The sequence below is a fragment of the Leisingera sp. SA32 genome, from assembly GCF_056033425.1.
This window is the reverse complement of sequence record NZ_JBVYHB010000004.1, coordinates 359,319-385,845: the sequence shown is the minus strand read 5'-3', so window position 1 is coordinate 385,845 and position 26,527 is coordinate 359,319. Positions and strand designations below refer to the sequence as shown.

The 26,527-nt window shown below is 64.1% G+C and carries 25 protein-coding genes; 18 read left to right on the top strand and 7 right to left on the bottom strand.

Features of this window, described 5'->3' with window-relative positions; all coding sequences use genetic code 11:
• The first annotated feature begins 58 nt into the window (after positions 1-58).
• Positions 59-649: a shikimate kinase gene (locus AC0IPL_RS09130; RefSeq protein WP_474273801.1), complete on the top strand. Its 591-nt coding sequence runs from the start codon at positions 59-61 to the stop codon at positions 647-649.
• Positions 649-1,755: a 3-dehydroquinate synthase gene (gene aroB / locus AC0IPL_RS09125; RefSeq protein ID WP_474273800.1), complete on the top strand. Its 1,107-nt coding sequence runs from the start codon at positions 649-651 to the stop codon at positions 1,753-1,755. The genes AC0IPL_RS09130 and aroB overlap by 1 nt, the downstream gene beginning before the upstream one ends.
• Positions 1,756-1,839: 84 nt before the next feature.
• Here aroB and ssb read toward each other — a convergent pair whose 3' ends face one another.
• Positions 1,840-2,373 (bottom strand): single-stranded DNA-binding protein, encoded by a 534-nt coding sequence (gene ssb / locus AC0IPL_RS09120; RefSeq protein ID WP_474273797.1) that lies wholly within the window; start codon positions 2,371-2,373, stop codon positions 1,840-1,842.
• A 240-nt stretch (positions 2,374-2,613) separates the two neighbouring features.
• Between ssb and AC0IPL_RS09115 the strand changes: the two genes are divergently transcribed.
• The 3 genes from AC0IPL_RS09115 to AC0IPL_RS09105 all read left to right on the top strand — a co-directional run bounded on the left by AC0IPL_RS09115 (position 2,614) and on the right by AC0IPL_RS09105 (position 5,407).
• Positions 2,614-3,198, top strand: coding sequence for a lytic transglycosylase domain-containing protein (locus tag AC0IPL_RS09115; protein WP_474273794.1), 585 nt, complete (start codon positions 2,614-2,616; stop codon positions 3,196-3,198).
• Positions 3,199-3,349: 151 nt separating this feature from the next.
• Positions 3,350-3,724, top strand: coding sequence for a hypothetical protein (locus tag AC0IPL_RS09110; protein ID WP_474273792.1), 375 nt, complete (start codon positions 3,350-3,352; stop codon positions 3,722-3,724).
• Between the two features lie 192 nt (positions 3,725-3,916).
• The gene (locus AC0IPL_RS09105) at positions 3,917-5,407 is read left to right on the top strand and encodes a tetratricopeptide repeat-containing sulfotransferase family protein (RefSeq protein ID WP_474273790.1); all 1,491 of its coding nucleotides are present in this window, start codon (positions 3,917-3,919) and stop codon (positions 5,405-5,407) included.
• On the opposite strand, the gene AC0IPL_RS09100 is transcribed toward AC0IPL_RS09105, so the two are convergent.
• The 6 genes from AC0IPL_RS09100 to miaA all read right to left on the bottom strand — a co-directional run bounded on the left by AC0IPL_RS09100 (position 5,388) and on the right by miaA (position 13,775).
• Positions 5,388-7,478, bottom strand: coding sequence for a dipeptide ABC transporter ATP-binding protein (locus tag AC0IPL_RS09100; protein WP_474273788.1), 2,091 nt, complete (start codon positions 7,476-7,478; stop codon positions 5,388-5,390). The genes AC0IPL_RS09105 and AC0IPL_RS09100 overlap by 20 nt on opposite strands.
• Before the next feature lie 103 nt (positions 7,479-7,581).
• Positions 7,582-8,796: an ABC transporter permease gene (locus AC0IPL_RS09095; RefSeq protein ID WP_474273786.1), complete on the bottom strand. Its 1,215-nt coding sequence runs from the start codon at positions 8,794-8,796 to the stop codon at positions 7,582-7,584.
• Positions 8,797-8,808: 12 nt separating this feature from the next.
• A complete protein-coding gene (locus tag AC0IPL_RS09090) occupies positions 8,809-9,855 on the bottom strand; it encodes an ABC transporter permease (RefSeq protein WP_474273783.1) in 1,047 nt (348 codons plus the stop codon).
• A 125-nt stretch (positions 9,856-9,980) separates the two neighbouring features.
• Positions 9,981-11,651 (bottom strand): ABC transporter substrate-binding protein, encoded by a 1,671-nt coding sequence (locus AC0IPL_RS09085; protein ID WP_474273782.1) that lies wholly within the window; start codon positions 11,649-11,651, stop codon positions 9,981-9,983.
• 290 nt (positions 11,652-11,941) lie between these two features.
• On the bottom strand, positions 11,942-12,751 hold the full coding sequence (locus AC0IPL_RS09080; RefSeq protein ID WP_474273781.1) for a helix-turn-helix transcriptional regulator: 810 nt from the start codon (positions 12,749-12,751) through the stop codon (positions 11,942-11,944).
• A 163-nt stretch (positions 12,752-12,914) separates the two neighbouring features.
• A complete protein-coding gene (gene miaA / locus AC0IPL_RS09075; protein WP_474273780.1) occupies positions 12,915-13,775 on the bottom strand; it encodes a tRNA (adenosine(37)-N6)-dimethylallyltransferase MiaA in 861 nt (286 codons plus the stop codon).
• A 128-nt stretch (positions 13,776-13,903) separates the two neighbouring features.
• Between miaA and pyrH the strand changes: the two genes are divergently transcribed.
• From pyrH to lpxB, 13 genes are all read left to right on the top strand, one after another.
• Positions 13,904-14,653 (top strand): UMP kinase, encoded by a 750-nt coding sequence (gene pyrH / locus AC0IPL_RS09070; protein ID WP_474273778.1) that lies wholly within the window; start codon positions 13,904-13,906, stop codon positions 14,651-14,653.
• Positions 14,654-14,932: 279 nt separating this feature from the next.
• Entirely contained in the window at positions 14,933-15,496 is a 564-nt protein-coding gene (gene frr / locus AC0IPL_RS09065; protein WP_474273776.1) for a ribosome recycling factor, read from the top strand.
• A gap of 33 nt (positions 15,497-15,529) precedes the next feature.
• The gene (locus tag AC0IPL_RS09060) at positions 15,530-16,264 is read left to right on the top strand and encodes an isoprenyl transferase (protein ID WP_474273775.1); all 735 of its coding nucleotides are present in this window, start codon (positions 15,530-15,532) and stop codon (positions 16,262-16,264) included.
• Positions 16,261-17,046, top strand: coding sequence for a phosphatidate cytidylyltransferase (locus AC0IPL_RS09055; RefSeq protein WP_474273773.1), 786 nt, complete (start codon positions 16,261-16,263; stop codon positions 17,044-17,046). The genes AC0IPL_RS09060 and AC0IPL_RS09055 overlap by 4 nt, the downstream gene beginning before the upstream one ends.
• A 16-nt stretch (positions 17,047-17,062) precedes the next feature.
• On the top strand, positions 17,063-18,235 hold the full coding sequence (dxr, locus tag AC0IPL_RS09050) for a 1-deoxy-D-xylulose-5-phosphate reductoisomerase (protein ID WP_474273772.1): 1,173 nt from the start codon (positions 17,063-17,065) through the stop codon (positions 18,233-18,235).
• Positions 18,236-18,240: 5 nt separating this feature from the next.
• A complete protein-coding gene (rseP, locus tag AC0IPL_RS09045) occupies positions 18,241-19,590 on the top strand; it encodes an RIP metalloprotease RseP (RefSeq protein WP_474273770.1) in 1,350 nt (449 codons plus the stop codon).
• A 149-nt stretch (positions 19,591-19,739) separates the two neighbouring features.
• On the top strand, positions 19,740-19,865 hold the full coding sequence (locus AC0IPL_RS09040; RefSeq protein ID WP_474273768.1) for a hypothetical protein: 126 nt from the start codon (positions 19,740-19,742) through the stop codon (positions 19,863-19,865).
• Between the two features lie 127 nt (positions 19,866-19,992).
• Entirely contained in the window at positions 19,993-22,389 is a 2,397-nt protein-coding gene (gene bamA / locus AC0IPL_RS09035) for an outer membrane protein assembly factor BamA (protein WP_474273767.1), read from the top strand.
• An 88-nt stretch (positions 22,390-22,477) separates the two neighbouring features.
• Positions 22,478-23,026: an OmpH/Skp family outer membrane protein gene (locus AC0IPL_RS09030; RefSeq protein WP_474273838.1), complete on the top strand. Its 549-nt coding sequence runs from the start codon at positions 22,478-22,480 to the stop codon at positions 23,024-23,026.
• Positions 23,027-23,101: 75 nt separating this feature from the next.
• Positions 23,102-23,572: a 3-hydroxyacyl-ACP dehydratase FabZ gene (fabZ, locus tag AC0IPL_RS09025; RefSeq protein ID WP_474273764.1), complete on the top strand. Its 471-nt coding sequence runs from the start codon at positions 23,102-23,104 to the stop codon at positions 23,570-23,572.
• Between the two features lies 1 nt (position 23,573).
• A complete protein-coding gene (lpxA, locus tag AC0IPL_RS09020; protein WP_474273762.1) occupies positions 23,574-24,359 on the top strand; it encodes an acyl-ACP--UDP-N-acetylglucosamine O-acyltransferase in 786 nt (261 codons plus the stop codon).
• 4 nt (positions 24,360-24,363) lie between these two features.
• Positions 24,364-25,152, top strand: a complete 789-nt coding sequence (locus tag AC0IPL_RS09015) for an LpxI family protein (RefSeq protein WP_474273760.1) — start codon at positions 24,364-24,366, stop codon at positions 25,150-25,152.
• On the top strand, positions 25,149-26,309 hold the full coding sequence (gene lpxB, locus AC0IPL_RS09010; protein ID WP_474273757.1) for a lipid-A-disaccharide synthase: 1,161 nt from the start codon (positions 25,149-25,151) through the stop codon (positions 26,307-26,309). Before AC0IPL_RS09015 ends, lpxB begins: the two co-directional genes overlap by 4 nt.
• The last annotated feature ends 218 nt before the right edge of the window (positions 26,310-26,527 follow it).

Here is a 26,527-nt window from a genome sequence, read left to right as displayed (position 1 = left end):
GCTCTTTTGCCGAAGTTATATATTCCCTTTTCCGCAAGATCACGTCATTCACTGAAGAATGAGCGAAAAAGAGCAAAGCAGCGGCCAGAAGGCCGCAGGCCAGGTGCCCGGTACCTTGAAGAAGACCATCGTGATGGTGGGGATGATGGGGGCAGGAAAGACTGCGGTGGGCCGCGCCCTGGCGGCGCGGTTGGGGGTGCCCTTTCTGGACAGCGACCACGAGATCGAGGCCGCTGCCAACATGACCATCCCAGAGATTTTTGCCCGCGACGGTGAGCCGTTCTTTCGCCAAAAGGAACGGCAGGTGATCGCCCGGCTGCTGGAGGAGGAGCGCGGCGTGCTGTCCACCGGAGGCGGTGCCTTTCTGGCGGCCGAGAATCGGGACGTGATTTCGGCCAAGGGTGTGGCGATCTGGCTGAATGCCGATCTGGAGGTGCTGTGGAACCGGGTGCGGCACCGCGATACCCGGCCCCTGCTGCGTACCGAGGATCCGCATGCGACCCTCAGCGCGCTGTACCGGGACCGGGTGCCGCTGTACTCGAAGGCGGACTTGGCCGTGGTATCAGACGGGCAGGCATCAATTGAATCCATGGTTGACCGGGTGCTGGAGGCCTTGCAGGCCCGCCCTGATGTACTGGAGTGGAAGTGATGGAACGCAAGGTTCACGTGCCCCTTGGGGAGCGCGCCTATGATGTGGTGATCGGCCCCGGCCTGCTTGCGCAGGCGGGGCGGCGTATCGCGCCCCTGCTGAAGCGGCCGCAGGTGGCGGTGCTGACGGACGAGAATGTCGCCGCGCGGCATCTGGAGGGATTGCGCACCGGTCTGGCAGAGGCTGACATCGAGATGACGGCACTGGCGCTGCCGCCGGGCGAGGCGACCAAGGGCTGGCCGCAATTCAGCCGCGCGGTCGAATGGCTGCTGGAGCAGAAGATCGAGCGCGGTGACGTTGTGGTGGCCTTGGGCGGCGGGGTGATCGGCGATCTGGCAGGCTTTGCCGCCGCCGTCTTGCGCCGCGGGGTGCGCTTTGTGCAAATTCCGACGTCCTTGCTGGCGCAAGTGGACAGTTCGGTGGGCGGCAAGACCGGCATCAACGCACCGCAGGGCAAGAACCTGATCGGCGCCTTTCACCAGCCCTCACTGGTGCTGGCGGATACCGCTGTTCTGGGCACGCTTGAGCCGCGCGATTTCCTGTCAGGCTATGGCGAGGTGGTGAAATACGGCTTGCTGGGCGATGCGGAGTTCTTTGCCTGGCTTGAGGCCAACGGCCCGGCGCTGGCAGCGGGCGACATGGCCGCCCGGGTCGAGGCGGTGGCGCGCTCGGTCCAGATGAAGGCCGACATCGTGGTGCGCGACGAAACCGAGCAGGGCGACCGCGCGCTGTTGAATTTGGGTCATACCTTCTGCCACGCGCTGGAGGCGGCGACGGGCTATTCCGATCGGCTGCTGCACGGCGAGGGCGTGGCGATCGGCTGCGCGCTGGCGTTTGAGCTGTCCGCGCGGCTGGGACTGTGCTCGCAAGAAGATCCCAGCCGGGTGCGCGCGCATCTGAAGGCGATGGGCATGAAGACGGATCTGGCGGACATCCCCGGCGACTTGCCAGGGGCAGAGAAGCTGCTGGAGCTGATGGGCCAAGACAAAAAAGTGGTCGCGGGTCAGCTGAAGTTCATTCTGGCGCGCGGCATCGGCGACGCTTTCGTCACCGGCGATGTGCCGCCGGAGGCGGTGCTGTCGGTGCTGCGCGACGCCGGGACGTGACCCCCTCAGCCGTCTGAAACAAGGAAGGGCAGCCATTGGGCTGCCCTTTTGTATTCTGATCGAGTTGCTTTGCGGATCGAGCTCTCAGAACGGGATCTCGTCGTCGTCGATGTTGTGCGAGGCTCCGCCGCCGAAGCCGCCACCGCCGCCCTGGCCGCCGCCGCCCTGCGGGCCGCTGTCATAGCCGCCGCCGTAACCGCCGCCGCCGCCCTGGCTGCCGCCGCCATAGCCGCCGCCACCCTGGCCGCCACCGCCGCCGCCTTCGCCGCGGCCGTCCAGCATGGTCAGCGTGCCGCCGAAGCCTTGCAGAACGATCTCGGTGGAATAACGGTCCTGGCCGCTCTGGTCCTGCCATTTGCGGGTCTGCAGCTGGCCCTCGACGTAAACCTTGGAACCTTTGCGCAGATATTGCTCGCAGACCCGCACCAGGCCTTCGCTGAAGACCGCGACGGAATGCCATTCGGTTTTCTCGCGACGCTCGCCGGTGTTGCGGTCTTTCCAGGTTTCGGAGGTGGCAATGCGCAGGTTGCACACCTTGCCGCCGTTCTGGAAGCTGCGCACCTCGGGGTCGCGGCCCAGGTTGCCGATAAGCATAACTTTGTTCAGTGAGCCGGCCATAGGGTTCGGTCCTTTGTCTTTTGTGTCTTTTGGTGTTCCTCTCCGGCAGCGATCCAGGGCGAATCCGGTCGCGCCGATTTGCACGCACAGTATAGGCCAGCGCGGGGTGAGGAAACCCGGACTCTGAAGGCGAATTCGTGGGCCGCGGCGCAGGGATGCGGGTTTTGCGGCACGGTTGCTTTAATTTTGCTGCGCATTGGTTATATTCAGGCCGAGTGGGACAGTGTCAGGACAGCGGAAATGCGCAAAGCCGTTGCGGGGGTCGTGGTAGCAATGGTCGCGGTGGGTCAGCCCGCCGCCGCCGAAATGCTGAGCAGCAAAAACCGGAAGGCGTTGTTTGCCGCCCATACCCGGCTTCTGGATAACCGCGCGGCAAGCCAGTACAGGAACTCCGCAAGGTTGCAGCCCAAGACCTACAAGGTGCCCTCGGCTGCTGGCACGTTGCCCTACAGTGGCAAGTACCGCGGCCAGTTTCTGACCATGGCGCGAGAGGCCGCCCGCAAGCACAACGTGCCGGAGGACCTGTTCCTGCGGCTGGTGCAGCAGGAGAGCAATTGGAACCCAACCGCCAAATCGCACAAGGGGGCCTTGGGGCTGGCGCAGTTAATGCCCGCCACCGCGCGGGCGCTGGGGGTGGATCCGGCGGTGCCGCGGCAGAATCTGGAAGGCGGCGCGCGCTACCTGGCGCGGCAGTACCGCAAGTTCGGCGATTGGCGCCTGGCGCTGGCAGCCTATAACGCCGGACCCGAAGCGGTGCGTAAACATGGCGGTGTGCCGCCCTACAAGGAAACCCAGAACTACGTGAAGAAGATCTGGGGCAGCTGAAGGCACCGAGAATGCCACCGGCCGTGCCGCGCGTTAAGCCTTCGGTAAGACTTCTTAATGCCGCGTTAACTCCGCCGGCTTGTCACGTATTTGCCTCAATTTTTCATCAATCTTGGCGCAGTTGAAGATCCGCTGCCAGGAGAGAAAATCCATGTATGTCAACAGCTTTGAGGATCGGGTTGCACGCATCGAATGGCAGCCCACGGCCGCGCCGACGCGGGCGATGATTGACAACATGCTGGGGGCACGCTTGCCACGCCGACCGCGCAGTGCCGTGCTGAGCCTGGCGGCCGCGATCACCGGTATCCTGATCGGAGTCGGCCTGAAGGGGATGGCGCTGGAAGGGTCCGCCTGGGGGCCGGGTACCGGTCCTGCCGGCCTAATCGGCGGCGGCTTGTCGCTGGCGGGTCTGGTGCTGTCTCTGGTGGCGGCGGCTGTGGCGGCACGGCAGGGCAGAAAGATGCCGCGCCTGATGCAGTTTGCCTCGATGAACCTGCTGATGATCGTGGTTCTGCTGCTCAGTTGACAAAAACAAGGCGCGGTTCCCCGGGCCTGCGGCCGCGGAAGTTGGCGTACAGTTGGAGAGGCTAACTGAAATTAACCCTGTCTTGAACTCTTCTCTTCTACGTTGCAGGTGCCGATTTGAGACAGGACCCTTGACATGAGTAAAAGTCAGAGAGTTAGGACAGAGCCGTCAACGCAGATGGACGCTCTGACCATGTCTGAAAAGCACATGGGGCGGGCCCACTACGGGCAGGCGCTGGCGCTGTTGCTTCCGGTGCTTCGAAAGGATCCCGGCAATCTGGCGGCGCTGAACCTTGCGGCCGTCTGCTATTTGTCACTGGGCGACGGGCACACCGCAGCGCGGTTGCTGGAACTGGTGGTGGACCTGCGACCGGACCTGTGGTGCGCCTGGGGCAAGCTGGCGGCGGCGCGCACCACCTGCGGCGACAAGACTGGCGCGCGTGCGGCCTACGAACAGGCGCTGGCGCTCGCGCCGCAGCAGCTGGAACTGCTGACCGCCTACAACCATCTCGCGCCCTTCGCCACCGACAGCGCCGAAGCGGCCCATCTGCGCACGGTGGCAGAGGCGGATGCAAGCAGCCTGTCGCAGAAGATCCAGGCGCATTTTGCGCTTGGGTTGCTGGAAGATCGCGCCGACCGGCCGACGGAGGCCTTCGCCCATTACAGCATGGCCAACGGGTTGCGCCCGGGCACCTACGACCGCGACTTTCAGGAGCGGCGCGTGGCCGGGCAGCGGCTTGCCGACTGGGGCGAGAGCCCCGTGGTCCCGTCGTCTGGGGAGCCGGTGATGGTGTTTGTGACCGGCATGCCGCGTAGTGGAACGACGCTGCTGGAAACCTGCCTGTCGCGCCATTCTCAGGTCGCCAGTATCGGTGAAAGTACGGCGCTGTCGGCCACGGCGACTGCGGTTCGCAGGCATGTGGCGCAGACCCATGGTGATGCAGGCTGGTGGAACTGGACCGGCAGGCTGAGCGCGGCAGAGATTGCGCAGTTTCGTGATCTGTTCCTGCGGCAGGCCTTGGGACCGGGCACTGCGGATGCGGCGGTGGTCGTGGACAAGATGCCGCTCAATTGTTTCGAGATGGGCCTTGCCCGCCTTCTGCTGCCCGAGGCGAAGTTTGTGTTTCTGTCACGTCATCCGCTGGACTTGGGGTTATCGAACTTTGTGGCAAATTTTGCCGTCGGCAACCGGTTTTCCACCCGGTTGGAGGCGATTGGCCATATGACGCGGTGCGTCTACCGGTCTGTGCGGGATTATCAGCACCGGCTGGGGGACGTGCTGCGGGTGCAATCCTATGAGGCGCTGGTCAGTCAGCCTCACGACCAGCTGCGCGCCGTGCTGGACCACGTCGGCCTGCCGTGGGAGGAGGCCTGCCTTGCGCCGCAGGACAACACGCGGGCGGTGCTGACCGCCTCGCTCATCCAGGTGCGCCAGACAATCAGCAACCGCTCCGTCGGCAAATGGCGCCGTTACGAGTCGCAGCTTGCGCCACTGAAGGCGGCTCTCGGCGGGGAGCCATGGTTGGCTAAATGGCAGCAGTGGGACGATCATGCCGCGCAGTATGGGCGCTTTCCGGCCACGGCAACGCCGGTTGCGGTCCGGCCGGTCGGCGCGCGGCAGCGGGCTCCGTCGGTGCCGGGCGTGGCCCACGGTGATGCGCCCGTCACTCCGCCGCCGTTTTGATGACGGGGGTCATCCGGGCAAGCGTTGCGTCATCCAGGTGGCATTTGATCTGATGGCCACCGCCCAGCTGACGCTGCGGCGGCACCTCGCGCTCACACAGGTTTCCGGGCACTTCGGATTTCCAGCGGCAGCGGGTCTGGAACGGGCAGCCCGGCGGCGGATCCATCGCGGACGGAATGTCGCCCTCCAGCACGATGTGCTTTTTCTCGACCGAGGTGTCGGCAATCGGCACCGCGGATAGCAGCGCCTCGGTATAGGGGTGGTAGGGCGGGGCAAAGACCTGGTCGGTGTTGCCCAGTTCCACCACATGGCCAAGATACATCACCATCACCCGGTCGCTGAGATAGCGCACGATGCTCAGGTCGTGGCTGATGAACAAAAGCGTGGTCTTTTCCTTGCGCTGGATCTCCATCAACAGATCGGTGACGGCGGCCTGTACCGACACGTCCAGCGCCGAGACCGGTTCATCGGCCACTACGATCCGTGCGCCGCCGGCAAAGGCGCGGGCGATGCCGACGCGCTGTTTCTGCCCCCCCGACAGCTGCCGCGGCATCCTTGTGGCAAAGGCGCGGGGCAGCTTCACAAGGTCCAGCAGCTCCAGCATCCTCTGCTTGCGTGCGGCTTCGCTGTCGCCGACGCCAAAGATCTCCAGCGCCCGCATGATCTGTCGGCCCACCGTCATCGATGGGTTCAGCGTATCAAACGGGTTCTGGAACACCATCTGCACGTCGGAAATGGTACGCGTATCGCGGGCTTCGATTGGGGTCTGCTCGATGTTGCGGCCATCCAGAAGGATCTCGCCCTCGGTCGCGGTCTCCAGCCCCATCAGCACCTTGGCGAACGTGGATTTGCCACAGCCGCTCTCGCCGACGATGGCCAGGGTTTCGGATTCGCGCGCCTCGAAGCTCAGCGTCTCGTTCGCCTTCACCACCTTCTTGTCGCCGCCGCCGAACAGGGCATTGGCCGCAACCTCATAGTATTTCTTGAGGTTGTCAATTGTCAGCACCACCTTGCCGGGCGCGGTTTTTTCTTTTTGCTCGGCCAGGGCCAGCGGCGCGTCCCAGTCGATCTCCTCAAACCGCAGGCAGCGGGTCTCGTGCCGGTCGTTGCCGTGCACGGGCCGCATCGGGATCACCTGGTCCGCGTCGCAGCGCCCGGCCTCGAAATAGTCGCAGCGCGGCCCAAAGTTGCAGCCGGGCGGCCGTTCGTGGGGCAGGGGAAAGTTGCCGGGGATCGCCACCAGTGGGCGGGCGGTCTTGTCAGCGCCGGGCAAGGGGATCGAGCGAAACAGCGCCTGGGTATAGGGGTGCTGCATCTCGTCGAACACATCGTGGATCGAGCCACGCTCCACCGCTTCGCCGGAATACATCACGCAGATGCGGTCGCAGGTCTCCAGCACCAGGCCCAGATTATGGCTGATGAACAGCATCGAGGTGCCGTATTTCTTGCCCAGATCCTTGACCAGTTCGACCACCGCGGCCTCCACCGTCACGTCCAGCGCGGTGGTGGGTTCATCCAGGATCAGCAGGCTGGGTTTCGACATCAAGGCCATGGCAATCACGATGCGCTGCTGCTGGCCGCCTGACAGTTGATGCGGATAGGAGTTCAGCATGCGCTCCGGGTCGGGCAGGCGCACGTCGGTGACCACCTCCAGCGCGCGGGCATAGGCGTCCTTTTCGCTGACGCCTTCGTGGATCATCGGCACTTCCATCAGCTGCTTGCCGATCTTCATCGCCGGGTTGAGGCTGGCCATTGGCTCCTGATAGATCATCGCGATCTCGTTGCCGCGGATGTCGCGCAGCTCGGCGGCGCTCAGCTCGCTCAGGTCGCGGCCCTTGAATTTGATGCTGCCGCCGACCACGCGGCCGTTCTTGCCCAGATCCTGCATCACTCCCAGCGCCACGGTGGACTTGCCGCATCCGGATTCACCGACCAGCCCGACCGCCTCACCCGGCTGCACGGTGACAGAGAAATCCATCACCGCAGGAATTTCCCGCAGTCGGGTGAAGAAAGAGATCGACAGCTTGTCGATTTCCAGGATCGGGCCGTCGTAGTCCGCCAGTTTAATCATGGTCGTTGTCTCCCTGTCAGAGCCGGAATGAACGGGGGCCGTTTCTTCTGGCTCCAAATATTCCGGGGGTCCGGGGGCTGGCCCCCGGTCCTGCCGGTGCAGATCAGTCCTTCAAGCTTTCTTCGCGCAACCCGTCCGCCAGCAGGTTCAACCCCAGCACCAGCGTCAACAGCGCAAAGGCGGGTGCCAGCGCAGGATGCAGATAGACCGATAGCAGCTTGCGCCCGTCATTGATGGTCGAACCCCAGTCCGGGCTTTCCGGCGGCAAGCCCAGGCCGAAGAACCCCAAGGTTCCCAGCAAGATGGTGGTATAGCCGATGCGCAGGCAGAAATCGACGATCAGCGGCCCGCGGGCGTTGGGCAGGATTTCCCACAGCATGATGTACCACGGCCCCTCGCCACGGGTCTGGGCGGCGGCGACATAGTCTCGCGTCTTGATGTCCATGGTCAGTCCGCGCACGATGCGGAACACGGTGGGGGAGTTCACAAACACAACCGAGACAAACACCACCAGAATGCCGCCGGGTATGTCAAAGAAATCCAGCACCCGCGGAAGGCCCCAGACGGTAAAATCCGGTGTGTTGACCAGGTAACCGCCATTGGACACGGTTTGCAGATACAGCCAGATCGCGATCACCAGCACCCCGCCGAGCAGCGGGTTGCGCAGTTTGGGCCGGGTGTAATAGCGCGCGTTCAGCAGCACCGTGATAAAGATAATCGGAAACAGGAACAGAACGATCGCCATGTAGTTCGGCACACCTGTGGCGACGATCTCCGGTGTGACCAGCAGGTAGAACAGCAGGATCACCGGGAAGGCCAGGATCAGGTTGGCGAGGAACGACAGGAACACATCCAGCCGACCACCGTAGAAGCCCGCGGGCAGGCCCAGGGTGATGCCGACCATGAAGGCAAACAGCGTCGCCAGCGGTGCGATCTGCACCACCACCCAGGCCCCCTTGACCAAGCGGCTGAACACGTCACGTGCCAGGTTGTCGCCGCCCAACAGGTAGTAGGGGTAGCTGCCTTCGTCGGCGCTGCGCAGGGGGGTGCCAGGGGGCTTGTTCTTCATGCCCGACAGCTGCGCCAGCGCGTCATGGGTGATAATCATATCCATCGCGCCATAGATCCCGGTGAACACCCAGAACATCACCATGACAAAGCCGACCATGCCGATCGGGCTGTCGAACAGCTTGCCATACAGGCCCAATCGCCGCTTGAAGGCGATGGAGAAGATGAAAAGGATCGCCAGCGATACCCAGACCGGCGACAGCTGGTAGAGGATCCGAAGGGTGATTTCAAATGCGCCCAGTGCTTCCATCTGCCGCCTCCCTTATGAAATCCGGATCCGGGGGTTCAGATACACATAGCCGATGTCGGAAATCAGCTGCGTGATCAGAACCACCAGAACCGAGACCACCGAAACGCCAAGCAGCAGTTCGATGTCATTGTTGCCCGCCGCCTGCACCAGCGTCCAGCCGAAGCCCTTGTAGTTGAACAGGGTTTCCACGATCACGACGCCATTCAACAGCCATGGAAATTGCAGCATAATGACGGTGAAAGGCGCGATCAGCGCGTTGCGTAGCGCGTGCTTCAGGACGATGTTGTGAAAGCTCACGCCTTTCAGCCGGGCGGTGCGGATATACTGCGCCGTCATCACTTCGGTCATCGAGGCGCGGGTCATGCGGGCGATATAGCCCATGCCGTACAAGACGATCGTCAGCACCGGCAGGGTGAAATTCTCGAAATTCGGGTTCTCCATGGCGCTGGTGGCGGTGCCCTTGAACCACTTCAATCCCACGGCCGAGGACGAAAAGATCGCGATGAACAGAACGCCCGAGACATATTCCGGCGTCGCTGTGGTGGTGATCGCCACCGTCGACAGTGATCGGTCCATACCGGAGCCTTCGCGCATACCCGCCAGCACACCCAGGATCAGCGCCGCGGGCACCATGATCAGCATCACCCAGAACATCAGATAGCCGGTCAGCCCCAGCCGGGTGGCGATGATGCTGGCGACCTCGTCGCGGAATACGGTGGAGTAGCCCCAGTACCCCTGGAGGATGCCGCAAAAGCGCGGTGCGTCCTCCGGTTCCATGCCGGGCTGGATGCAGCGGCCGGTGACGGCGCCATCTGCTGCCACGTGCTGATAGGACGGCGCGAGCCCGACCCATTCCAAGTATTTCTTGGGGGTGGATTGCAGATAGCCGCCCTTTTCCAGCCAGCTGGCCACGGCCTCGTCCGACATGCGGAAGTTGCCTTGGGTCTTGGCCAGTTTCTCCAGGTTTGGATAGAGGTTTGTCATGAAGAACACGACATAGGTCAGGCACAGGGCGGTGAGCAGCATCACGCCGACCCGTCTGAGGATGAACAGTCCCATGGATTGCTCCCATTGGTGGCTGTACGCGGTGTCCGGGGTGGCTCGGCTGGGGCGGGCCTGGCGGAGGGCGCGTCTGGCGTCCAGAATCCACCGGCCGCCCGTCAGGGGTGGCCGGTGGGGTCAGCTCAGGCCTTGCGGGCCCATTTGTACAGCTGGGGCAGGTCGGCGATATGCTTGTCGACGCCAGTCACCGCATCGGTATGATGGCGGATCGCGGTGCGCCAGTAGGGCTGGATGGTGACGCCTTCCTCGATCATGATCGCCTGAAGCTTGCTCATCACCTCGCGGCGCTTATCGGCGTCCGCAATCGAGTTCGCCTCTGACAGCAGCGCATCGAACTCCTCGTTGGCAAAGCCGGCTTCGTTCCAGGCTTCGCCCGAGCGGTAGGCAAGCGCCAGGATCTGCACCCCCAGCGGGCGGTGGTTCCAGTTGGTTGAGGAGAACGGGTATTTCACCCAGTCGTTCCAGAAGGTGGAGCCGGGCAGGATGGTGCGTTTCACCTTGAAGCCCGCGTCGCGCAGCTGCGCGGCGACCGCATCAGTGGTGTTCTTGCGCCAGTCGTCGTCAATCGACAGCAGCTCATGCTCAAAGTCGATCATCCCGGCCTCTTCCATCAGCGCCCGCGCTTTCTCGGGGTCATAGGGAATCCGGGTCACGCTGGGATCATGTTCCGGATGCATCGGGCCGACGTGGCAGTTCTCGGCAACAATGCCATAGCCGGACATCCCCAGCTCCAGGCAGACGGCGTTGTCCACGGCCATCGCCAGCGCCTGACGGACGCGCTTGTCGGCATAGGGTTTCTTGCCGTCGACCTCAGCCAGCTGGTTGGGCCGGATCACGATGGTAAAGCCCGAGGGGATTTCCGAGCGGGTCAGGCCGATGCCGTCGAAGATGTCGACATATTCCCCCACCGATTCCCAGTTCATGTCGATTTCCTCGGCCTCATAGGCTGCGAGGAAGGCCGCCGGATCGGTGCCGTAGTCGATGAATTCGATCCGGTCGAGATAGCCACCCTTGCCGGCCTCGTATCCCCACCACGGGTGGTCTTCGTTACGCACCAGAACGCCTTTGACGCCCACCTCCAGCAGTTCGGGCAGCATGTAGCCGGTGCCGAGCGGGTTCTCCAGCATGGTGGCCGGGTCGTGGTTGGCGTGGGTGATCGCCGCCGGATAATCGGCCATGCCCGGGATCAGGGTGATGTCGGGTGTCTGCGGGCGCAGAATCACGGTGTGGCTGTCGGCCACGGTGATGGCGCCCTCGGCAACCTTGCCGCTGTCGGCATCGATCAAAGAGGCCATGCGGCCCGCCATCGAATTGCCCTCGACGCTCTTGTCGCACCAGCCGATGATGTTGCGGGCCACGTCTTCGGCGGTGAAGTCATCGCCGTTGTTCCATTTTACGCCCTTGCGCACATTCAGGGTGAATTCGGTGGCGTCGTCATTGGCTTCCCAGCTTTCCAGCAGCATTGGCGCGAAGGAACCGTCGCTGTTGTATTCCACCAAATATTCCAGCCAGCCGGCGGTGAAGGTGGCGATCTGGGTCCAGTCGAAGGTACGTGGATCCTTCAGCGCGCGCACCTCCATCTGCATGCGCAGGGTGCCGCCCTGCTGGGCGTCGTCGGCGGCGCGAACCGGCGCCGCGAGGCCAAGCAGACCGTAGGCCGCAGTGGCGCTGACCCCCAGCGCGGTTGCGCGGCTCAGGAATTCGCGTCGGTCCAGTTTTCCGTCCAGGACTTCTCTGGCGTGCATCCTGGCGGCCCAGTGAATCGGGGCGGCAGTGCTGGTGTCCTTGGTCATGTGGGTCTCCCTGGTTCTGTGTGCATTTCCGTTTCTCAAACCGGAAAAGGCCCGGCCCGTAACCGGGCGGGTGCGTTGGATTTATTGTATTAATCTTTCCCCATGACGGTATTCGGGCAGAGATAAGCCGTTTCGTCAATGAACAGTTTCGCTGTTTCAGGTGCAAAATACGACATCTAGGGTGTCGGTTTTGGTTGGCGCGGTGGTATTTCGGGGCACGATGCAGGTCCGGCGACCGGGACAGGGGGGACCGGGCACGCGGCCGCGACAGGCGGATGGCAAGGCGCGGCTCAGCGGGCGGGCTGCGCCTGTTTGCGCAGGGCGCTGGGGGTCTTTCCGGTGTGCTGCGAGATGAAGCGGGTGAAGTAGGCGGCACTGCCGAACCCCAGCCGGGTGGCGATGTCGCGGATTGGCAGATCGCCGCAAATCAGCAGAGAACGGGCCGCGTGCAACTGGTGCTCGGTCAGGAGTGCGGCGGCGGTGCGGCCGGTTTCCGCTTTGCAGACGCGGGTGAGGTGGGTCGGCGTCACGGACAGTGCCGCGGCATGGTCGGCCATGCAGGCCTGGGCGCCGGGGTGCTCAGCAATGCGGCGGCTATAGGCGCGGCTCAGCCGCCGGGCGGCCGTGCGCCGACCCGGCTCCGGGCTGGCATTGGGCTGGCGTTCGAGGGTGATCGCCGCCAGCTGGCCCAGCGCATGAACTGCCAGTTGCCACTGCGGTGCCCGCGCCGCCTGTTCGCGGCTGATGGATTCGTAGAGCGTGCTCAGCCGGGTCTGCTCCTGTAAGTTGGTCAGCCGTTTGTGCAGCGCCTCCTCTGGAAAGGGCGGCAGCGGCGGGCCGGTCATCTCCAGCACCTGGCCCAAGCATTGGCGGGTGAAGTCAGCGGACCATAGCGTTCCGGCGGGGATGTAGATTGCATGATGCGGGCCAAAGCCGCGGTGGACGCCGTCGACGCAGATGCGCCCCTGGCCACGGGTGACCCAGATCAGCAGATGGCTCCGCCGGGTGTGGGACAAGCCGGTCTGCCACGCACCGTTCGGCGCAAGCCGGATTAGCGGGGTGACCTGAATGTCCCGTGAAAAACTGGGATCAAATGGCATCTGTATCGGTTCACAAATAAATAGAATGCACCGAAACAGCCATGAAACGGGTGATTCGGGCAAGTTTTCGTCAAATGCGGCAGAAATCCGATGGGGAACGTAGGGCAGCGCATCGGGGGGGCTTGGCCGCGCCACATCGCGCAGCCTGCGAACCCGGTGGCGCTCAGGGCAGGGTTAGCGGCTGCCAGGCCTTCATGCGGGCGCGAAACCAGCTGCGCTGGCGCTTGGCGAACTGCCGGGTGGCGATGGCGGCACGTTCCTTGGCTGTCTCCAGGCAGATCTGCCCGGCTGCATAGGCCATCAGCTCCGGCACTCCGATCGCCTTGCATGAGGGCAGGTCGGGATCATAGCGGTGCTGCATCGCCTCGATTTCCGCCATCGCGCCCTGCGCCAGCATTTGTTCGAACCGGCGGCGGATGCGGGCCTCAAGCCAGGTCTTGTCCGAATTCAGCACCAGCGCAGTACATCGCGACAGTGGCAGCGCAGGCGCCGGGGTGTCGTCCTGCCAGCTGGCCAGCGGCCGGCCGGTGGCGCGCAACACCTCCCAGGCGCGCTGCACGCGGGCGCGGTTCCGCACATCAATCCGGGCGGCGGTCTCAGCGTCCAGCCCGGCCAGCAGGTCGTCCAAAGACATGGCGTCGGCCTCGGTGCGCACCGCCGCAGGGGTGGCGGGGATCTCGGCCATGCCCTCGGTCAGCGCGGTAAAGTACAGCCCGGTGCCGCCGACGATGATCGGCCGCGCGCCGCCCCGCAGTAGCGGCAGCACCTCGCGCAGCCAGTGTCCGGCAGAGTAGGTCGCATCATAGGGCTGATGACCATAGAGCGCATGCGGCATGGCCGCTTCCTCGGCGGCAGAAGGGCGGGCGGTGATCACCCGCCAGCAGTCATAGACCTGGCTGGCATCGGCATTGACGATGACGCCGCCGTGGCGTTGGGCGATCTCCAGCGCCAGCGCGGATTTTCCGGAGGCGGTGGGCCCGGCGATCAGGACCGGCAAGTCCGGGGCAATTTCGGGCAGTTGCATGCTGGTGTCGTCCGTTTCTCTGGCGGTCTGCGCAAATCTGCGTCCAAACCGCGCCGTGTGCATTGAATCCCACGGCGATTTGATCCATTTTGCGGCCAAACTAACCCTCACATCTTCTGGAGCGCAACATGCCTCAACCGCAAGACAAGCCGGAGCACACTCCGGCCGCCGCCTACAACCGCGTCATGCTGAAAATCTCGGGTGAGGCCTTGATGGGGGATCAGGGGTACGGTCTGCATCCGCCGACCGTGCAGCGGATCGCCCGCGAGGTGAAATCGGTGCAGGAGATGGGCGTCGAGATCTGCATGGTCATCGGTGGTGGCAACATCTTTCGCGGGCTGTCGGGTTCGGCCCAGGGGATGGAGCGCACCACGGCGGATTACATGGGGATGCTGGCCACGGTGATGAACGCGCTGGCGATGCAGTCGGCGCTGGAAGGCTTGGGCGTCTTCACCCGCGTGATTTCCGCCATTCGCATGGATGAGGTGGCAGAACCCTATATCCGCCGCCGCGCCGTGCGCCACCTGGAAAAGAAGCGGGTCTGCATTTTTGCCGCCGGAACCGGCAACCCCTATTTCACCACCGATACCGCAGCGACCTTGCGGGCGAATGAAATGGCCTGCGAGGCGATCTTCATGGGCAAGAACGGGGTCGACGGTGTCTACGACAAAGACCCCAAGGAACACCCCGACGCGGTCCGCTATGACGAAATCAGCTATGACGATGTCTTTGCCAAGCGGCTGAAGGTGATGGATGCGTCGGCGATTGCGCTGGCGCGCGACAACAACCTGCCACTGATCGTGTTCCCGCTGGATGAGCCGGGCGGCTTCCGCGGAATCCTGTCGGGCAAAGGAACCTATACAAAGGTTCAGGGCTGAGCCTGCCGTCGCAGGTGGTCTGCCAGGGTCTGTGATGGCCTTGGCTCGCACCAGGTTTGACGCGGGCTCTGATCTGGGCCCGCGTTTCTTTTGCAGGATGGTTGGCGCGGTGCGGCAGAGTCCTGTGCATACACCCCGTGGCAGGGGATCATGCGGCCCGGTAAGCACCGGCTGGAGTGCTGGCGCTGGCTGCGAATCCTCGCCATGATCGCTATACATCGGCCCGGCAATGGCTTATGAGCCAAGGGAAGACCGCCTCAGATAAGGGGAGAGAGCAGCATGTCTGATGATTTTGAACTGGATACCGACGATCTGAAACGCCGCATGGATGGCGCGATGGCCAATCTGCGGACCGAATTTGCCTCCTTGCGCACCGGTCGGGCCTCGGCCTCGATGCTGGAGCCGGTGATGGTGGATGCCTATGGGTCCATGACGCCAATTAACCAGGTTGGCACCGTCAACGTGCCGGAACCGCGCATGGTGACCATCAACGTCTGGGACAAGGGCCTGGTCGGCAAAGTGGAAAAAGCGATCCGCGAATCCGGCTTGGGGATCAATCCGCAGCTCAACGGCACCATCATCATGCTGCCGATCCCGGAGCTGAACGAGGAACGCCGCCGCGAGCTGACCAAGGTCGCGGGCCAGTATGCCGAGCACGCCCGCGTGTCGATCCGCAATGTGCGCCGCGACGGCATGGACCAGATCAAGAAAGCCAAGGCGGACGGCATGTCCGAGGACGACCAGAAATTCTGGGAAGCCGAGGTGCAGGAGCTGACCGACAAGATGATCAAGGTTGTGGATGATGCGCTTGAGGCCAAACAGGCCGAGATCATGCAGGTCTGACGGCACAGCATGCCGCAAGAACCCAATCCGCAAATGAGTGCTGCCGGCGAAACTCCGGCAGTGCGCACCGGGCCACGCCACGTGGCGATCATCATGGACGGCAATGGCCGCTGGGCGCAGGCCCGCGGACGGCCGCGCCTGTTTGGTCACCATGCTGGCGCGCGTCGGGTGCGCGAAGTTGTTGAGTGCTGCCCGGATCTGGGCGTGGAATACCTGACCATCTTTGCCTTCTCGACCGAGAACTGGAAGCGCACCCAGACAGAGGTCGCGGGCCTGATGAGCCTGTTTCGCCGCTATATCTCCAAGGAGATGAACGCCCTGGCGGAGCGCAACGTGCGGGTGCGGTTCATTGGCGATCGGGTGCGGCTGGATGCCAAGCTGATCGACCTGATGGACAAGCTGGAACACAAGACCAGCGGCAATGACGGGACCCAGTTGACCATAGCGTTGAATTACGGCGGCCGCGACGAAGTGGCCCGCGCAACCCAGCGGCTGGCGCGGGATGTGGCTGCGGGGCGGCTGAACCCCGATGACGTCGACGTTGAAACGCTGCCGCGCTACCTCGATACCCATGTGCTGCCGGATCCGGATTTGGTGATCCGCACCAGCGGCGAGGCGCGGATCTCGAATTTCCTGCTGTGGCAGTCGGCCTATGCAGAGTATGAATTCATCGACACGTTGTGGCCGGATTTCACCGCCGAGGAGCTGGGCCGTCTGTGCCGTGGCTTTGGCCGCCGCGAGCGCCGGTTCGGAGCCGTCAAGTCATGAGCGGCGGTACCAGAGGTCGCTGGGCGGATCTGATGCCCCGGGTGCTGTCGGCCTTGGTCATGCTGGGACTGGGGGGTTGGGCCGTCTGGGCTGGCGGTTTGGTTTTCAATGTGCTGATTGCGCTTTGCTGCGGTGGGATGATCTGGGAGCTGCTGCGGATGCTGGCCCCTGAGCGGCGCGGCCTGCCGCTGCAACTGGGGGCGGTCTCTGGCGTTGCGGTGCTGCTGGCGTCCTTCCTACCGGTGGCCTGGGTTCTGCCCGTGTTGGCGGCGCCGGTGTCCGTCGGGTTCGGCCAGATCCGTCAGAACCGGCAGCATTTCACCGGATTTGCCCTGTGGGTGATGCTGGCGGGGTTTGGCTTTATCTGGCTGCGCAGCCAGCCTGACACGGGTCTGATCCGGATGCTGTGGCTGGTCAGCGTGGTGGTGGCCACGGATGTGGCGGGCTATTTTGCGGGCAAGGCCATTGGCGGGCCAAAGTTCTGGCCGCGGGTCAGTCCCAAGAAGACATGGAGCGGCACCGCGGCCGGTTGGCTGACGGCGGCGGTGGTGGGGGTCGGCTTTGCGCTGTGGCTGAACGAGGGCGCAGGCATCGTCGTGCTTTCGGTGCTGTTGTCAATGGCCAGCCAGGCGGGTGACGTCGCCGAAAGCGCACTGAAGCGCAAGACGGGGGTCAAGGATTCCAGCAATCTCATCCCCGGCCACGGCGGGCTGTTTGACCGGTTCGACGGCATGCTGGGGGCGGCGGCCATGTATCTGGTCGTGACCGCCCTCTGGGGCTGACCAGACAGGACGTAGCATGCGCAAGATCTCGATATTCGGGGCCACCGGGTCGATTGGGCAAAACACCATCGACCTGATCCGCCGCGCGCCCGACGCCTATGATGTGGTGGCGCTGACCGGCGGGGCCAATATTGCCCGGCTGGCGCAGGACGCAATTGCGCTGCGCGCCGATATTGCGGTGACCGCCTATGACAGACACCTGCCGCAGCTGCGCGCGGCGCTGGCGGGGTCGAGCGTTGCGGCTGCGGCGGGGCAGGCGGCGTTGCTGGAGGCGGCGGCGCGGCCCGCGGACTGGATCATGTCGGCCATCGTTGGCGCGGCAGGTCTGGCACCGGGGCTGGAGGCGCTGAAACACGGTACCACCCTGGCGCTGGCCAACAAGGAGTCGCTGGTCTGCGCCGGGCCACTTCTGTTGCAGACCGCAAAACGATATGGCGCCCGGCTGCTGCCCGTTGACAGCGAACATTCGGCGGTGTTCCAGGGGCTGGTGGGCGAGGACATCAGCGCGGTTGAGCGGATCATCATCACCGCTTCCGGCGGGGCCTTTCGCGACTGGCCGCTGGCAGATCTGCCAAACGCTACCCTGGCGCAGGCGTCCTCGCATCCCAACTGGGACATGGGCCAGCGGATCACCATCGACAGCGCGTCGATGTTCAACAAGGCGCTGGAGGTCATTGAAACGCGAGAATATTTTGGCGTGTGCCCGGATCAGATTGAGGTGCTCGTGCATCCCGAATCGCTGGTTCACGCGCTGGTCGGTTTCAATGATGGGGCGATGATGGCCCATCTCGGCGCCGCCGACATGCGCCATGCCATCGGTTACGCGCTGCACTGGCCCGAACGCCAGACCCTGCCGGTGGAGCGGCTGGATTTGGGCCGTATCGGTCAGCTGAACTTTCGCGCACCCGATCCGGCGCGTTACCCGGCGTTGCGGCTGGCTGGCGACGTGATGGCACGCGGTGGCCTGATGGGCGCGGCCTTTAACGCCGCCAAGGAACAGGCGCTGGATGAGTTCATCGCCGGGCGCATCCGCTTTACCGATATGGCGGCAGTGGTGGAAACCGTTCTGGCGCAGATGTCAGGCGATTGTGACCTCATTGACGCCGCGATGACCCTTGATAACGTCGGCCGGGTTGACCATCTCGCCCGCAAACAGGCAGCGCAGGCTGCCGCAAAACGCATAGGATAGATCCCTTGGACTTCGTTGCCATTGTGCCGCAGCTCGGCGGTTTTCTGTATACGATTGCCAGCTTCGTTATCGCTTTGTCGGTGATCGTCGCGGTGCATGAATACGGCCATTACATCGTCGGCCGCTGGTCCGGGATCCACGCAGAGGTGTTCTCGCTGGGGTTCGGCCCGGTGCTGTGGAGCCGGATGGACAAGCGCGGCACCCGTTGGCAGGTGGCGGCGCTGCCCTTTGGGGGCTATGTCAAGTTTCTGGGCGATGCAGACGCGGCGTCGGGCAAGGACGCAGGCACCATGCGGGCGGTTGCCGACGACCCGGCGGCGCTGCGGCGCACCATGCACGGCGCGCCGCTGTGGGCGCGCACGGCCACGGTGGCAGCCGGGCCGGTGTTCAACTTCGTGATGTCAGCCGTGATTTTCAGCGTCGTTGCGCTGTCCCAGGGGGTGATGCGCGATCCGCTGACGGTAGGTGACATGGTGACACTGCCGCAGAGCGCGCAGGAGTTGCAGGCGGGGGATGAGTTGATCTCCGCCGGTGGTCTGCCAGTGCCCAGCTACCGTGATGCCGACGCTTGGGAGGAATTCCGCACCGGTCTGCCGCAACAGCAGCCCTTGGAGTATGTGGTGCGCCGTGACGGCTCCGAGGCAACGGTGAAAGGCCCGTATCTGTACCCGCCATATGTGCGGGGAGTGGCGCCCCGCAGCGCCGCCTCGGACGCGGGCTTGCAGCCGGGGGACGTGATCGTGGCGGTGGATGGCAGCCCGCTGGTGTCGTTTGATCAACTGAAGACGCATGTCGAAGCCGCCGATGGCCGGGTGCTGGTGCTCGACGTCTGGCGGGACGGGCAGGTGGTGGAGATGGCCCTGGCGCCGCGCCGCACGGATGAGCCACAGCCCGACGGCGGCTTTGCCACCCGCTGGCGCATCGGCATCATTGGCGGCATGGCGTTTGAGCCGGCCACGGATGCCGCCGGTATCGGTGAGGCATTGGCAGCGGGCAGCTACCAGGTCTGGGCCGTGGTGCAGACCTCGATCTCGGGTCTGAAGCACATGATCACCGGTGCGATCAGCACCTGCAATCTGTCCGGCCCGATCGGCATTGCCGAAACCTCCGGTGCGATGGCCAGCCAGGGCGCCGAGAGCTTCATCCGCTTCATTGCAGTGCTGTCGACCGCAGTTGGCCTGCTGAACCTGTTTCCGGTGCCGGCGCTGGATGGCGGCCATCTGATGTTCTACGCCTATGAGGCGGTGACCGGTCGCCCGCCCAGCGATGGCGCGGTGCGGGTGCTGATGACCTTTGGCATCGCCATCGTGCTGTCTCTGATGGTCTTTGCCGTGGGCAATGACCTGTTTTGCTGAGACCTGACCTGAGCTGATCCGGGCGCCGACGGCCAATCCTTGCCATGTCGGCGCCCAACTGATGCCACAATCCGCGGTTAACTTTTTGGCAACCCGCCGGTGCCGCCTTTTGCGGTGACCGCCGGGATGGGTGAGACCGGGGGTGCATCATGCAGACATTGACACAATCCTGCCGTGGCTTGGGGCTGTTGGTTCGGCTGAACTGGGACCGGGCGCTGGCCGGGTGTACCATCCTTGGCGCGCTGACGGCGGGCACCTGGCTGGCGACGTTGTGATTCCCTGATCCTGCGCCTGGTCAGACGGTGCAGGTCACAGTCCCAAACGGCCTTGGTTGGTTTTGACAACCGCTTTCAAACCCGCTACGCACATGCCAAAGCTGCTATAATAATCGGGTTCTGAAAAATGGTTTGGGGGAAAAACACAGGCAAGTCCTGTGGGGCGCGCAAGTCTGGCGTCAACATATTGTATCGCAAAGTTTCTGCTCTGTCTCTGGCCGTTGCCTTGGGCTATGCCTTCGCACCGCAGATGGCCGAAGCGCAGAGCTATCGTTTCAATACGGTTCAGGTCGAGGGCAACCAGCGCATCCAGACCTCTACGATCGTGGCCTATACCGGGCTGGAGCGGGGCCAGTCCGTCAGCGCGGGTGAGTTGAACGACGCGTACCAGCGCATCCTTGACAGTGGTGTATTTGAGACAGTCGAGCTGGTGCCGCGCGGCAATACGCTGGTCATCAAGGTGACCGAATTCCCGACCATCAGTCAGATCAGCTTTGAAGGCAACGACCGCATCAAGGACGACGCGCTGTCACAGATGGTTGAATCGGCGCCGCGTCGGGTGTTCAACCCGACGGTGGCCGAACGCGACGCCGCTGCAATTGCGGAACTCTACAGCTCTCAGGGGCGGCTGGCCTCGCGGGTGACACCGCGGATCATTCGGCGCAACAACAACCGCGTCGATCTGGTGTTTGAAATTGCCGAAGGCGACACCATCGAGGTCGAGCGCGTCTCCTTTACCGGCAACCGGGTCTATTCCGACCGTCGTCTGCGCCGGGTGCTGCAAACCAAGCAGGCGGGCCTGCTGCGCACGTTCATCCGCTCCGACACGCTGATCGAGGATCGGCTGGAATTCGACAAGCAGGTGCTGCGCGACTTTTACCTGTCGCGCGGGTACGTCGATTTCCGCATCAACAGCACCAACGCAGAGGTTACCCAGGAACGCGACGCGGTGTTCCTGGTTGTGGATGTCACAGAGGGGCAGCAATTCCGTTTCGGAAACATCTCCGTCACCAGCGAAATGCCCGAAGCTGACGCTGACGTGTTCCGCTCTGTGCTGAAGGTCAAGCCTGGCGTCGTTTATTCGCCGACGCTGATCGAAAACTCCATCGACCGTCTGGAAGGGCTCGGGGTCAAGCAGGAGATCGACTTCCTGCGGGTCGAGCCGCGGATCACGCGCAATGACCGCGATCTGACGCTGGACGTGGAATTCGTCCTGAAGCGCGGCCCGCGGGTCTTTGTTGAACGGATCGACATCGAGGGCAACACAACCACGCTGGACCGGGTCATTCGCCAGCAGTTCCGCACTGTGGAAGGCGACCCATTCAACCCCCGCTCCATCCGCAACAGCGCCGAACGCATCCGTGCCCTGGGGTATTTCGCCAATGCCGACGTGGAAACACGTCAGGGCAGCGCGTCGGATCAGATGGTTGTTGACGTAGATGTCGAGGAACAGCCGACCGGTTCGCTCAACCTTGGTGGTTCCTACTCTGTCACCGATGGTTTCGGCATCAATGTTGGCCTGAGCGAGAACAACTTTCTGGGGCGCGGCCAGCGGCTGTCGTTCCAGCTTGCAACCGCGACCGAGGCGGATTCCTACATTCTGGGGTTCACTGAGCCCTACTTGTTGGGGCGCGATCTGCAGTTTGATCTGGATCTGGGCTTGAACGAGACTGACTCGAGCTATTCCGAATATGAGACCAAGCGGATCTTCTTCCGCCCGGCGCTGACGTTCAACACCGGCGAGGATACGACCCTTCAGGTGCGCTATACCTGGGCCGAGGACGAGATGCGCTACACTGAGACCGATCAGGAGCTCATCGCCGGGACGCGGACCGGTACCTTCGTGGCTGGTCCAATTGTTCAAAGCGAAATCGCCCAGGGCGCCCGCAGTTCCAGTGCCGTCGGAGCCACCTATCGTTATGATAGCCGCCTGACGGGACTCGACCCCAACGCGGGCTTCCTGGTCGAGGTGGGTGCCGACTACGCGGGACTTGGCGGCGATTCCAAATTTCTCAAGTCCACCACCAAGATGGTTGCCCAGACACGTGTCTTCAACGAGGAAGTCACCCTGCGGGCCACCCTGGAGGCGGGGTCGCTGCATTGGAAAAGCGATGGCAACAGCCGGTCTGTGGACCGATTCATCCTGACGCCGTCGATCATGCGCGGCTTCGAGCCCGGTGGCATTGGTCCGCGGGATCAGTCCGCAGGCTACAATGACTTCCTGGGCGGCAATTACTATGCAGTTGCGCGGTTCGATGCAGAATTCCCTCTGGGCCTGCCCGAGGAAATCGGCATGCGTGGCGGCGTGTTCTATGACGTTGGCAGCCTGTGGGGGTTAGAGAATGCCAACACATCCGCTGGCAATGTCGTCGGCAACCAACGTTCCTTCCGCCATGTGATCGGGGTGTCCCTGTTGTGGACCACAGGTATTGGCCCGCTGCGGTTTAATTTCTCAAAAGCCTTGCAGAAAGAGGACTTTGACGAGGAGCAGAACTTCGACCTGACCTTGCAGGCGCGGTTCTGATCGGGTGCAAGTGCGGGGCATCGTGACGAAAACCTGGCTGGCAGGGGCGTTTGTGCTTGTGCCAGCCGCACTGGCACACGCGCAGGCGCTGTCCGGCGGCACCGGAGCGTTGACGCCGCCGCAAACGCTGGGGAGCACCGCCGAGTACCAACTGGGTCTGCCGCAAAGCGGGATCCTGACCATTCAACCGGATCGTCTGTTTTCGCAGAGCGCCTTTGGCCGCCGGGTCGAGCGTGAGATCGAGGCCGAAGGCGCCGTGCTGACCGCAGAGAACCGCCGCATCGAGGCGGAGCTGCGCGCCGAGGAGCTGGAGCTGACCCGACGGCGCAATGAGATGGAGCCAGAGGCGTTTCGTGCGCTGGCGGATGCCTTTGACCAGAAGGTGCAGGATACCCGTCGCCGCCAAGACCAGAAACTGCGCGAAATTAACCAGATGGGCGAAAAGGCCCGACGCGAGTTCCTGAACGCGTCGCTGCCGGTGTTGCAGCAAATCTTGGCAGAGACCGGCGCCGGGGCGATTCTTGACCATTCCTCGGTGTTTCTCAGCGCCGAAGCCGCCGATATCACGGGGCTTGCGATCGAACGCATCGACGCGGTTCTCGGCGATGGCGCCGACGCAGGCGAGAGCGCGCCCTGAACCGGCGAACTTGCCCAAAGCCCGCCTGCTTGCTAGGGACGGCACAGCACATTTGACGAACATGGGAAATCACGCATGACCACCGAGCTGAAGAGCGCCGACATTCAACTGATCCAGCGGATTCTGCCGCACCGCTATCCGTTTCTTCTGGTCGACAAGGTGGTCGACATCGACAGCTACAAATCGGCCCGGGGCATCAAGAATGTCACCATGAACGAGCCGCATTTCCAGGGTCACTTCCCCGGCACGCCGATCATGCCGGGCGTCACCATCGTCGAGGCGATGGCGCAGACCGCCGGGGTGATGCTGGGGGTCGGCATGGATATGGTCGATACCGATCTGCTGATCTATTTCATGAATATCGACAAGTGCAAATTCCGCCGCAAGGTGGTGCCCGGCGACGTGCTGGAAATGCAGGTCGAAACTGTGCGCGGCAAGCCGGGCGGCAAGATTTTCAAGTTCACCGGTCGCGCCACTGTCGACGGCGAGGTCGCAGCCGAGGCCGAGTTCACCGCCATGGTCGACCGTCAAAGCGAAGAGGCCTGAGATGAGCAGCATCCACCCGAGCGCCATTATCGATGACGGAGCCAGGATCGGCGAGGGCTGCGAAATCGGCCCGTTCTGCGTGGTCGGCCCGGACGTGGTTTTGGGCGACCGGGTGGTGCTGAAATCCCATGTGGTCATCACCGGCGACACAGAGATCGGCGACGAGACCGTGGTCTTCCCCTTCGCGGTTCTGGGCGAGATCCCTCAGGATCTGAAGTTCAAGGGTGAAAAGTGCAGAACCGTGATCGGCAAGCGCAACCGCATCCGCGAACACGTGACGGTGAATGCCGGCACCGAGGGCGGTGGCGGCATCACCCGCATCGGAGACGACGGGCTGTTCATGGCGGGCTGCCACATCGCGCATGATGCGCAGGTGGGCGACCGCGTGATCGTGGTGAACTCGGCCGCCGTTGCGGGCCATTGCGTGCTGGAAGATGACGTCATCATCGGCGGGCTGTCCGGCATCCATCAATGGGTGCGCATCGGCCGCGGGGCCATCATCGGCGCGGTCACCATGGTGACCAACGACGTGATCCCCTACGGTCTGGTGCAGGCGCCGCGCGGCGAGCTGGACGGGCTGAACCTCGTCGGGCTGAAGCGCCGCGGCGTGACCCGCGCTGACATCACCGCGCTGCGGGCGGCGTTCCAGATGCTGGCGCAGGGCGAGGGCACGTTCCAGGAACGCGCGCGGCGGCTGGGCGATGAAAGCGACAGCCAATACGTTCAGGAAATCGTCGCCTTCATCACCGGTGCCAGCGATCGGTCATTTCTGACGCCGGGAGGCTGAGGCAATGCTGGCACTGATTGCAGGAACCGGCCATCTGCCGGCCGAGGTTGCCGCCTGCGTACCGGGGCGCCCGCTGATCTGCGCGATGGAGGGCTCTGAACCGGATCAGGTGGATTGGGAAATCTCCTTCCGCCTTGAGCAGCTGGGCTCCTTCATCGAACGGTTGAAGGCGGCGCAGGTCACGGAAATCTGCCTCGCGGGTGCTGTGCAGCGGCCCTCCATCGACCCGTCGGCGATTGATGCCGCGACCTTGCCGCTGGTGCCTGCGCTGCAGGCGGCCTTGGGTGCGGGCGACGATGGCGCGCTGCGGGCGGTGATCGGAATTTTCGAACAGTCGGGCTTTGCCGTGCGCGCCGCCCATGAGGTGGCACCCGATCTGCTGATGGCGGAGGGCGTGCCGACTCAGGTGCAGCCGGGCGCGCTGGACAAGGCCGACGCCGAACGCGGGGCGGAGATCGTCGCTGCCATGAGCGCGGCCGACATCGGTCAGTCCTGCGCGGTGCGCAAGCGTCAGGCGATTGCGGTGGAGAACGTCTTTGGCACCGACTGGATGCTCGCCTCGCTGGCGCAGCGTCCGGACGGGCAGGGCGGGCTGATGTTCAAGGCGCCGAAACCGGACCAGGACCGCCGCGCCGATCTGCCGGCCGTTGGCGTCCAGACGGTCGAGGCCGCGGCGCGGGCCGGGCTGTCCGGCATCGTGCTGGAGGCGGGCGGTGTCATCGTGCTGGACCAGCCGGCGGTGATTGCCGCCTGCGACCGGCTGGGCCTGTTTCTGTGGCTGCGCGCACCATGAGCCTTCGGGTGTTCATTCTGGCGGGAGAGCCTTCGGGCGACCGGCTGGGCGGGGCATTGATGGCGGGGCTGCATGAGCTGGCTCCGGGGGTGCAGTTCGACGGCATCGGCGGCCCGCTGATGGCGGAGCAGGGGCTGGTCTCGCGCTTTGCGATGGACGAGCTGTCGGTGATGGGGCTGGCCGAGGTGCTGCCCAAGTACCGTCACCTGAAGCGGCGGACCCGGGAAACCGCGCAGGCGGTGCTGGACAGCGAGCCGGACGTGTTGATCACCATCGACAGCCCGGATTTCTCCCTGCGCGTCGCGCGGTTGGTAAAGGCGCGCAGTCGCATCCGAACCGTGCATTACGTGGCGCCCTCGGTCTGGGCCTGGCGGCCCAAGAGGGCCGCACATATGGCCGAAGTGATCGACCATGTGCTGGCGCTTCTGCCGTTTGAGCCGCCCTATATGGAAGCGGCCGGCATGGCCTGCGATTTTGTCGGCCACCCGGTGGTGGCGGAACCGCAGGCAACAGCCGATGAAATCTCGGCGCTGCGGGCGGAGTTCGGACTGGGGGATGCGCCCTTCGTGCTTGCACTGCCCGGGTCCCGCCGTTCCGAGGTCGGGCGGCTGGCGCCGGTCTTCGGCGAAGCGCTTAAACGGTTTGCAGACCAGCATCCCGGATACCGCGTTGTCGTGCCCGCCGCGGCGCCGGTAGCGGCCATGGTGCAGCAGGCTCTGTCAGACTGGCCGGCAGGCACGGTGATGATCGACCCCGGGCGCTTCCTGCCCGAACGGGCCAAGGCGCATAAGCGTGCCGCCTTTGCCGGGGCGGAGCTGGCGCTGGCCGCCTCGGGCACGGTCTCGCTGGAGCTTGCGGCGGCGGCTACGCCAATGGTGATTGCCTACCGGTTCCAATGGCTGACCTGGCAGATCATGAAACGCATGGCGCTGATCGACACGGTGACGCTGGTCAATCTGGTCAGCGAGACCCGCGTGGTGCCGGAGTGCCTTGGCCCCGACTGCACGGCGGATAAGATCGCCGCGGCGCTCCAGGCGGTTCAGGACAACCCCGCGGCTCAGCAGGAGGCGATGGCGCTGACCATGCAGCGGTTGGGGCTTGGCGGCGCTGCCCCGGGCCTGCGGGCCGCGCAGGCGGTATTGGACCGGCTGGGCTGACGCCTTTGCTGGCGCTTGGGATGCGGGAGCCTCCCAAGCGCGGCTTTCGGCGGCGCGGCCGCTGCGCGCCCGCGCGGGGGGGGCGAAGCGGCACCGCTGAACAGATGCCGGCGGGGCAAGATGAAGCCATGGGAGGGCTGTACTGAGAAGCGCCGAAGGGCAGGCCTGCCCTCAGGCGCTTTTTCGATTTTGTCTAAGGATGATCCGTCAAGGACAAG

What these genes read in the sequence shown, in the direction of transcription:
- AC0IPL_RS09110 (WP_474273792.1), top strand. Translation starts at nt 3,350, where the DNA reads ATGTATGTCAACAGCTTTGAGGATCGGGTTGCACGCATCGAATGGCAG.
- fabZ (WP_474273764.1), top strand. Translation starts at nt 23,102, where the DNA reads ATGACCACCGAGCTGAAGAGCGCCGACATTCAACTGATCCAGCGGATT.
- miaA (WP_474273780.1), bottom strand. Translation starts at nt 13,775, where the DNA reads ATGCAACTGCCCGAAATTGCCCCGGACTTGCCGGTCCTGATCGCCGGG.
- aroB (WP_474273800.1), top strand. Translation starts at nt 649, where the DNA reads ATGGAACGCAAGGTTCACGTGCCCCTTGGGGAGCGCGCCTATGATGTG.
- AC0IPL_RS09085 (WP_474273782.1), bottom strand. Translation starts at nt 11,651, where the DNA reads ATGACCAAGGACACCAGCACTGCCGCCCCGATTCACTGGGCCGCCAGG.
- AC0IPL_RS09115 (WP_474273794.1), top strand. Translation starts at nt 2,614, where the DNA reads ATGCGCAAAGCCGTTGCGGGGGTCGTGGTAGCAATGGTCGCGGTGGGT.
- AC0IPL_RS09080 (WP_474273781.1), bottom strand. Translation starts at nt 12,751, where the DNA reads ATGCCATTTGATCCCAGTTTTTCACGGGACATTCAGGTCACCCCGCTA.
- dxr (WP_474273772.1), top strand. Translation starts at nt 17,063, where the DNA reads ATGCGCAAGATCTCGATATTCGGGGCCACCGGGTCGATTGGGCAAAAC.
- lpxA (WP_474273762.1), top strand. Translation starts at nt 23,574, where the DNA reads ATGAGCAGCATCCACCCGAGCGCCATTATCGATGACGGAGCCAGGATC.
- ssb (WP_474273797.1), bottom strand. Translation starts at nt 2,373, where the DNA reads ATGGCCGGCTCACTGAACAAAGTTATGCTTATCGGCAACCTGGGCCGC.
- AC0IPL_RS09055 (WP_474273773.1), top strand. Translation starts at nt 16,261, where the DNA reads ATGAGCGGCGGTACCAGAGGTCGCTGGGCGGATCTGATGCCCCGGGTG.
- frr (WP_474273776.1), top strand. Translation starts at nt 14,933, where the DNA reads ATGTCTGATGATTTTGAACTGGATACCGACGATCTGAAACGCCGCATG.
- AC0IPL_RS09095 (WP_474273786.1), bottom strand. Translation starts at nt 8,796, where the DNA reads ATGGAAGCACTGGGCGCATTTGAAATCACCCTTCGGATCCTCTACCAG.
- AC0IPL_RS09100 (WP_474273788.1), bottom strand. Translation starts at nt 7,478, where the DNA reads ATGATTAAACTGGCGGACTACGACGGCCCGATCCTGGAAATCGACAAG.
- lpxB (WP_474273757.1), top strand. Translation starts at nt 25,149, where the DNA reads ATGAGCCTTCGGGTGTTCATTCTGGCGGGAGAGCCTTCGGGCGACCGG.
- bamA (WP_474273767.1), top strand. Translation starts at nt 19,993, where the DNA reads ATGGTTTGGGGGAAAAACACAGGCAAGTCCTGTGGGGCGCGCAAGTCT.
- AC0IPL_RS09130 (WP_474273801.1), top strand. Translation starts at nt 59, where the DNA reads ATGAGCGAAAAAGAGCAAAGCAGCGGCCAGAAGGCCGCAGGCCAGGTG.
- AC0IPL_RS09040 (WP_474273768.1), top strand. Translation starts at nt 19,740, where the DNA reads ATGCAGACATTGACACAATCCTGCCGTGGCTTGGGGCTGTTGGTTCGG.
- AC0IPL_RS09060 (WP_474273775.1), top strand. Translation starts at nt 15,530, where the DNA reads ATGAGTGCTGCCGGCGAAACTCCGGCAGTGCGCACCGGGCCACGCCAC.
- pyrH (WP_474273778.1), top strand. Translation starts at nt 13,904, where the DNA reads ATGCCTCAACCGCAAGACAAGCCGGAGCACACTCCGGCCGCCGCCTAC.
- AC0IPL_RS09090 (WP_474273783.1), bottom strand. Translation starts at nt 9,855, where the DNA reads ATGGGACTGTTCATCCTCAGACGGGTCGGCGTGATGCTGCTCACCGCC.
- AC0IPL_RS09015 (WP_474273760.1), top strand. Translation starts at nt 24,364, where the DNA reads ATGCTGGCACTGATTGCAGGAACCGGCCATCTGCCGGCCGAGGTTGCC.
- AC0IPL_RS09105 (WP_474273790.1), top strand. Translation starts at nt 3,917, where the DNA reads ATGTCTGAAAAGCACATGGGGCGGGCCCACTACGGGCAGGCGCTGGCG.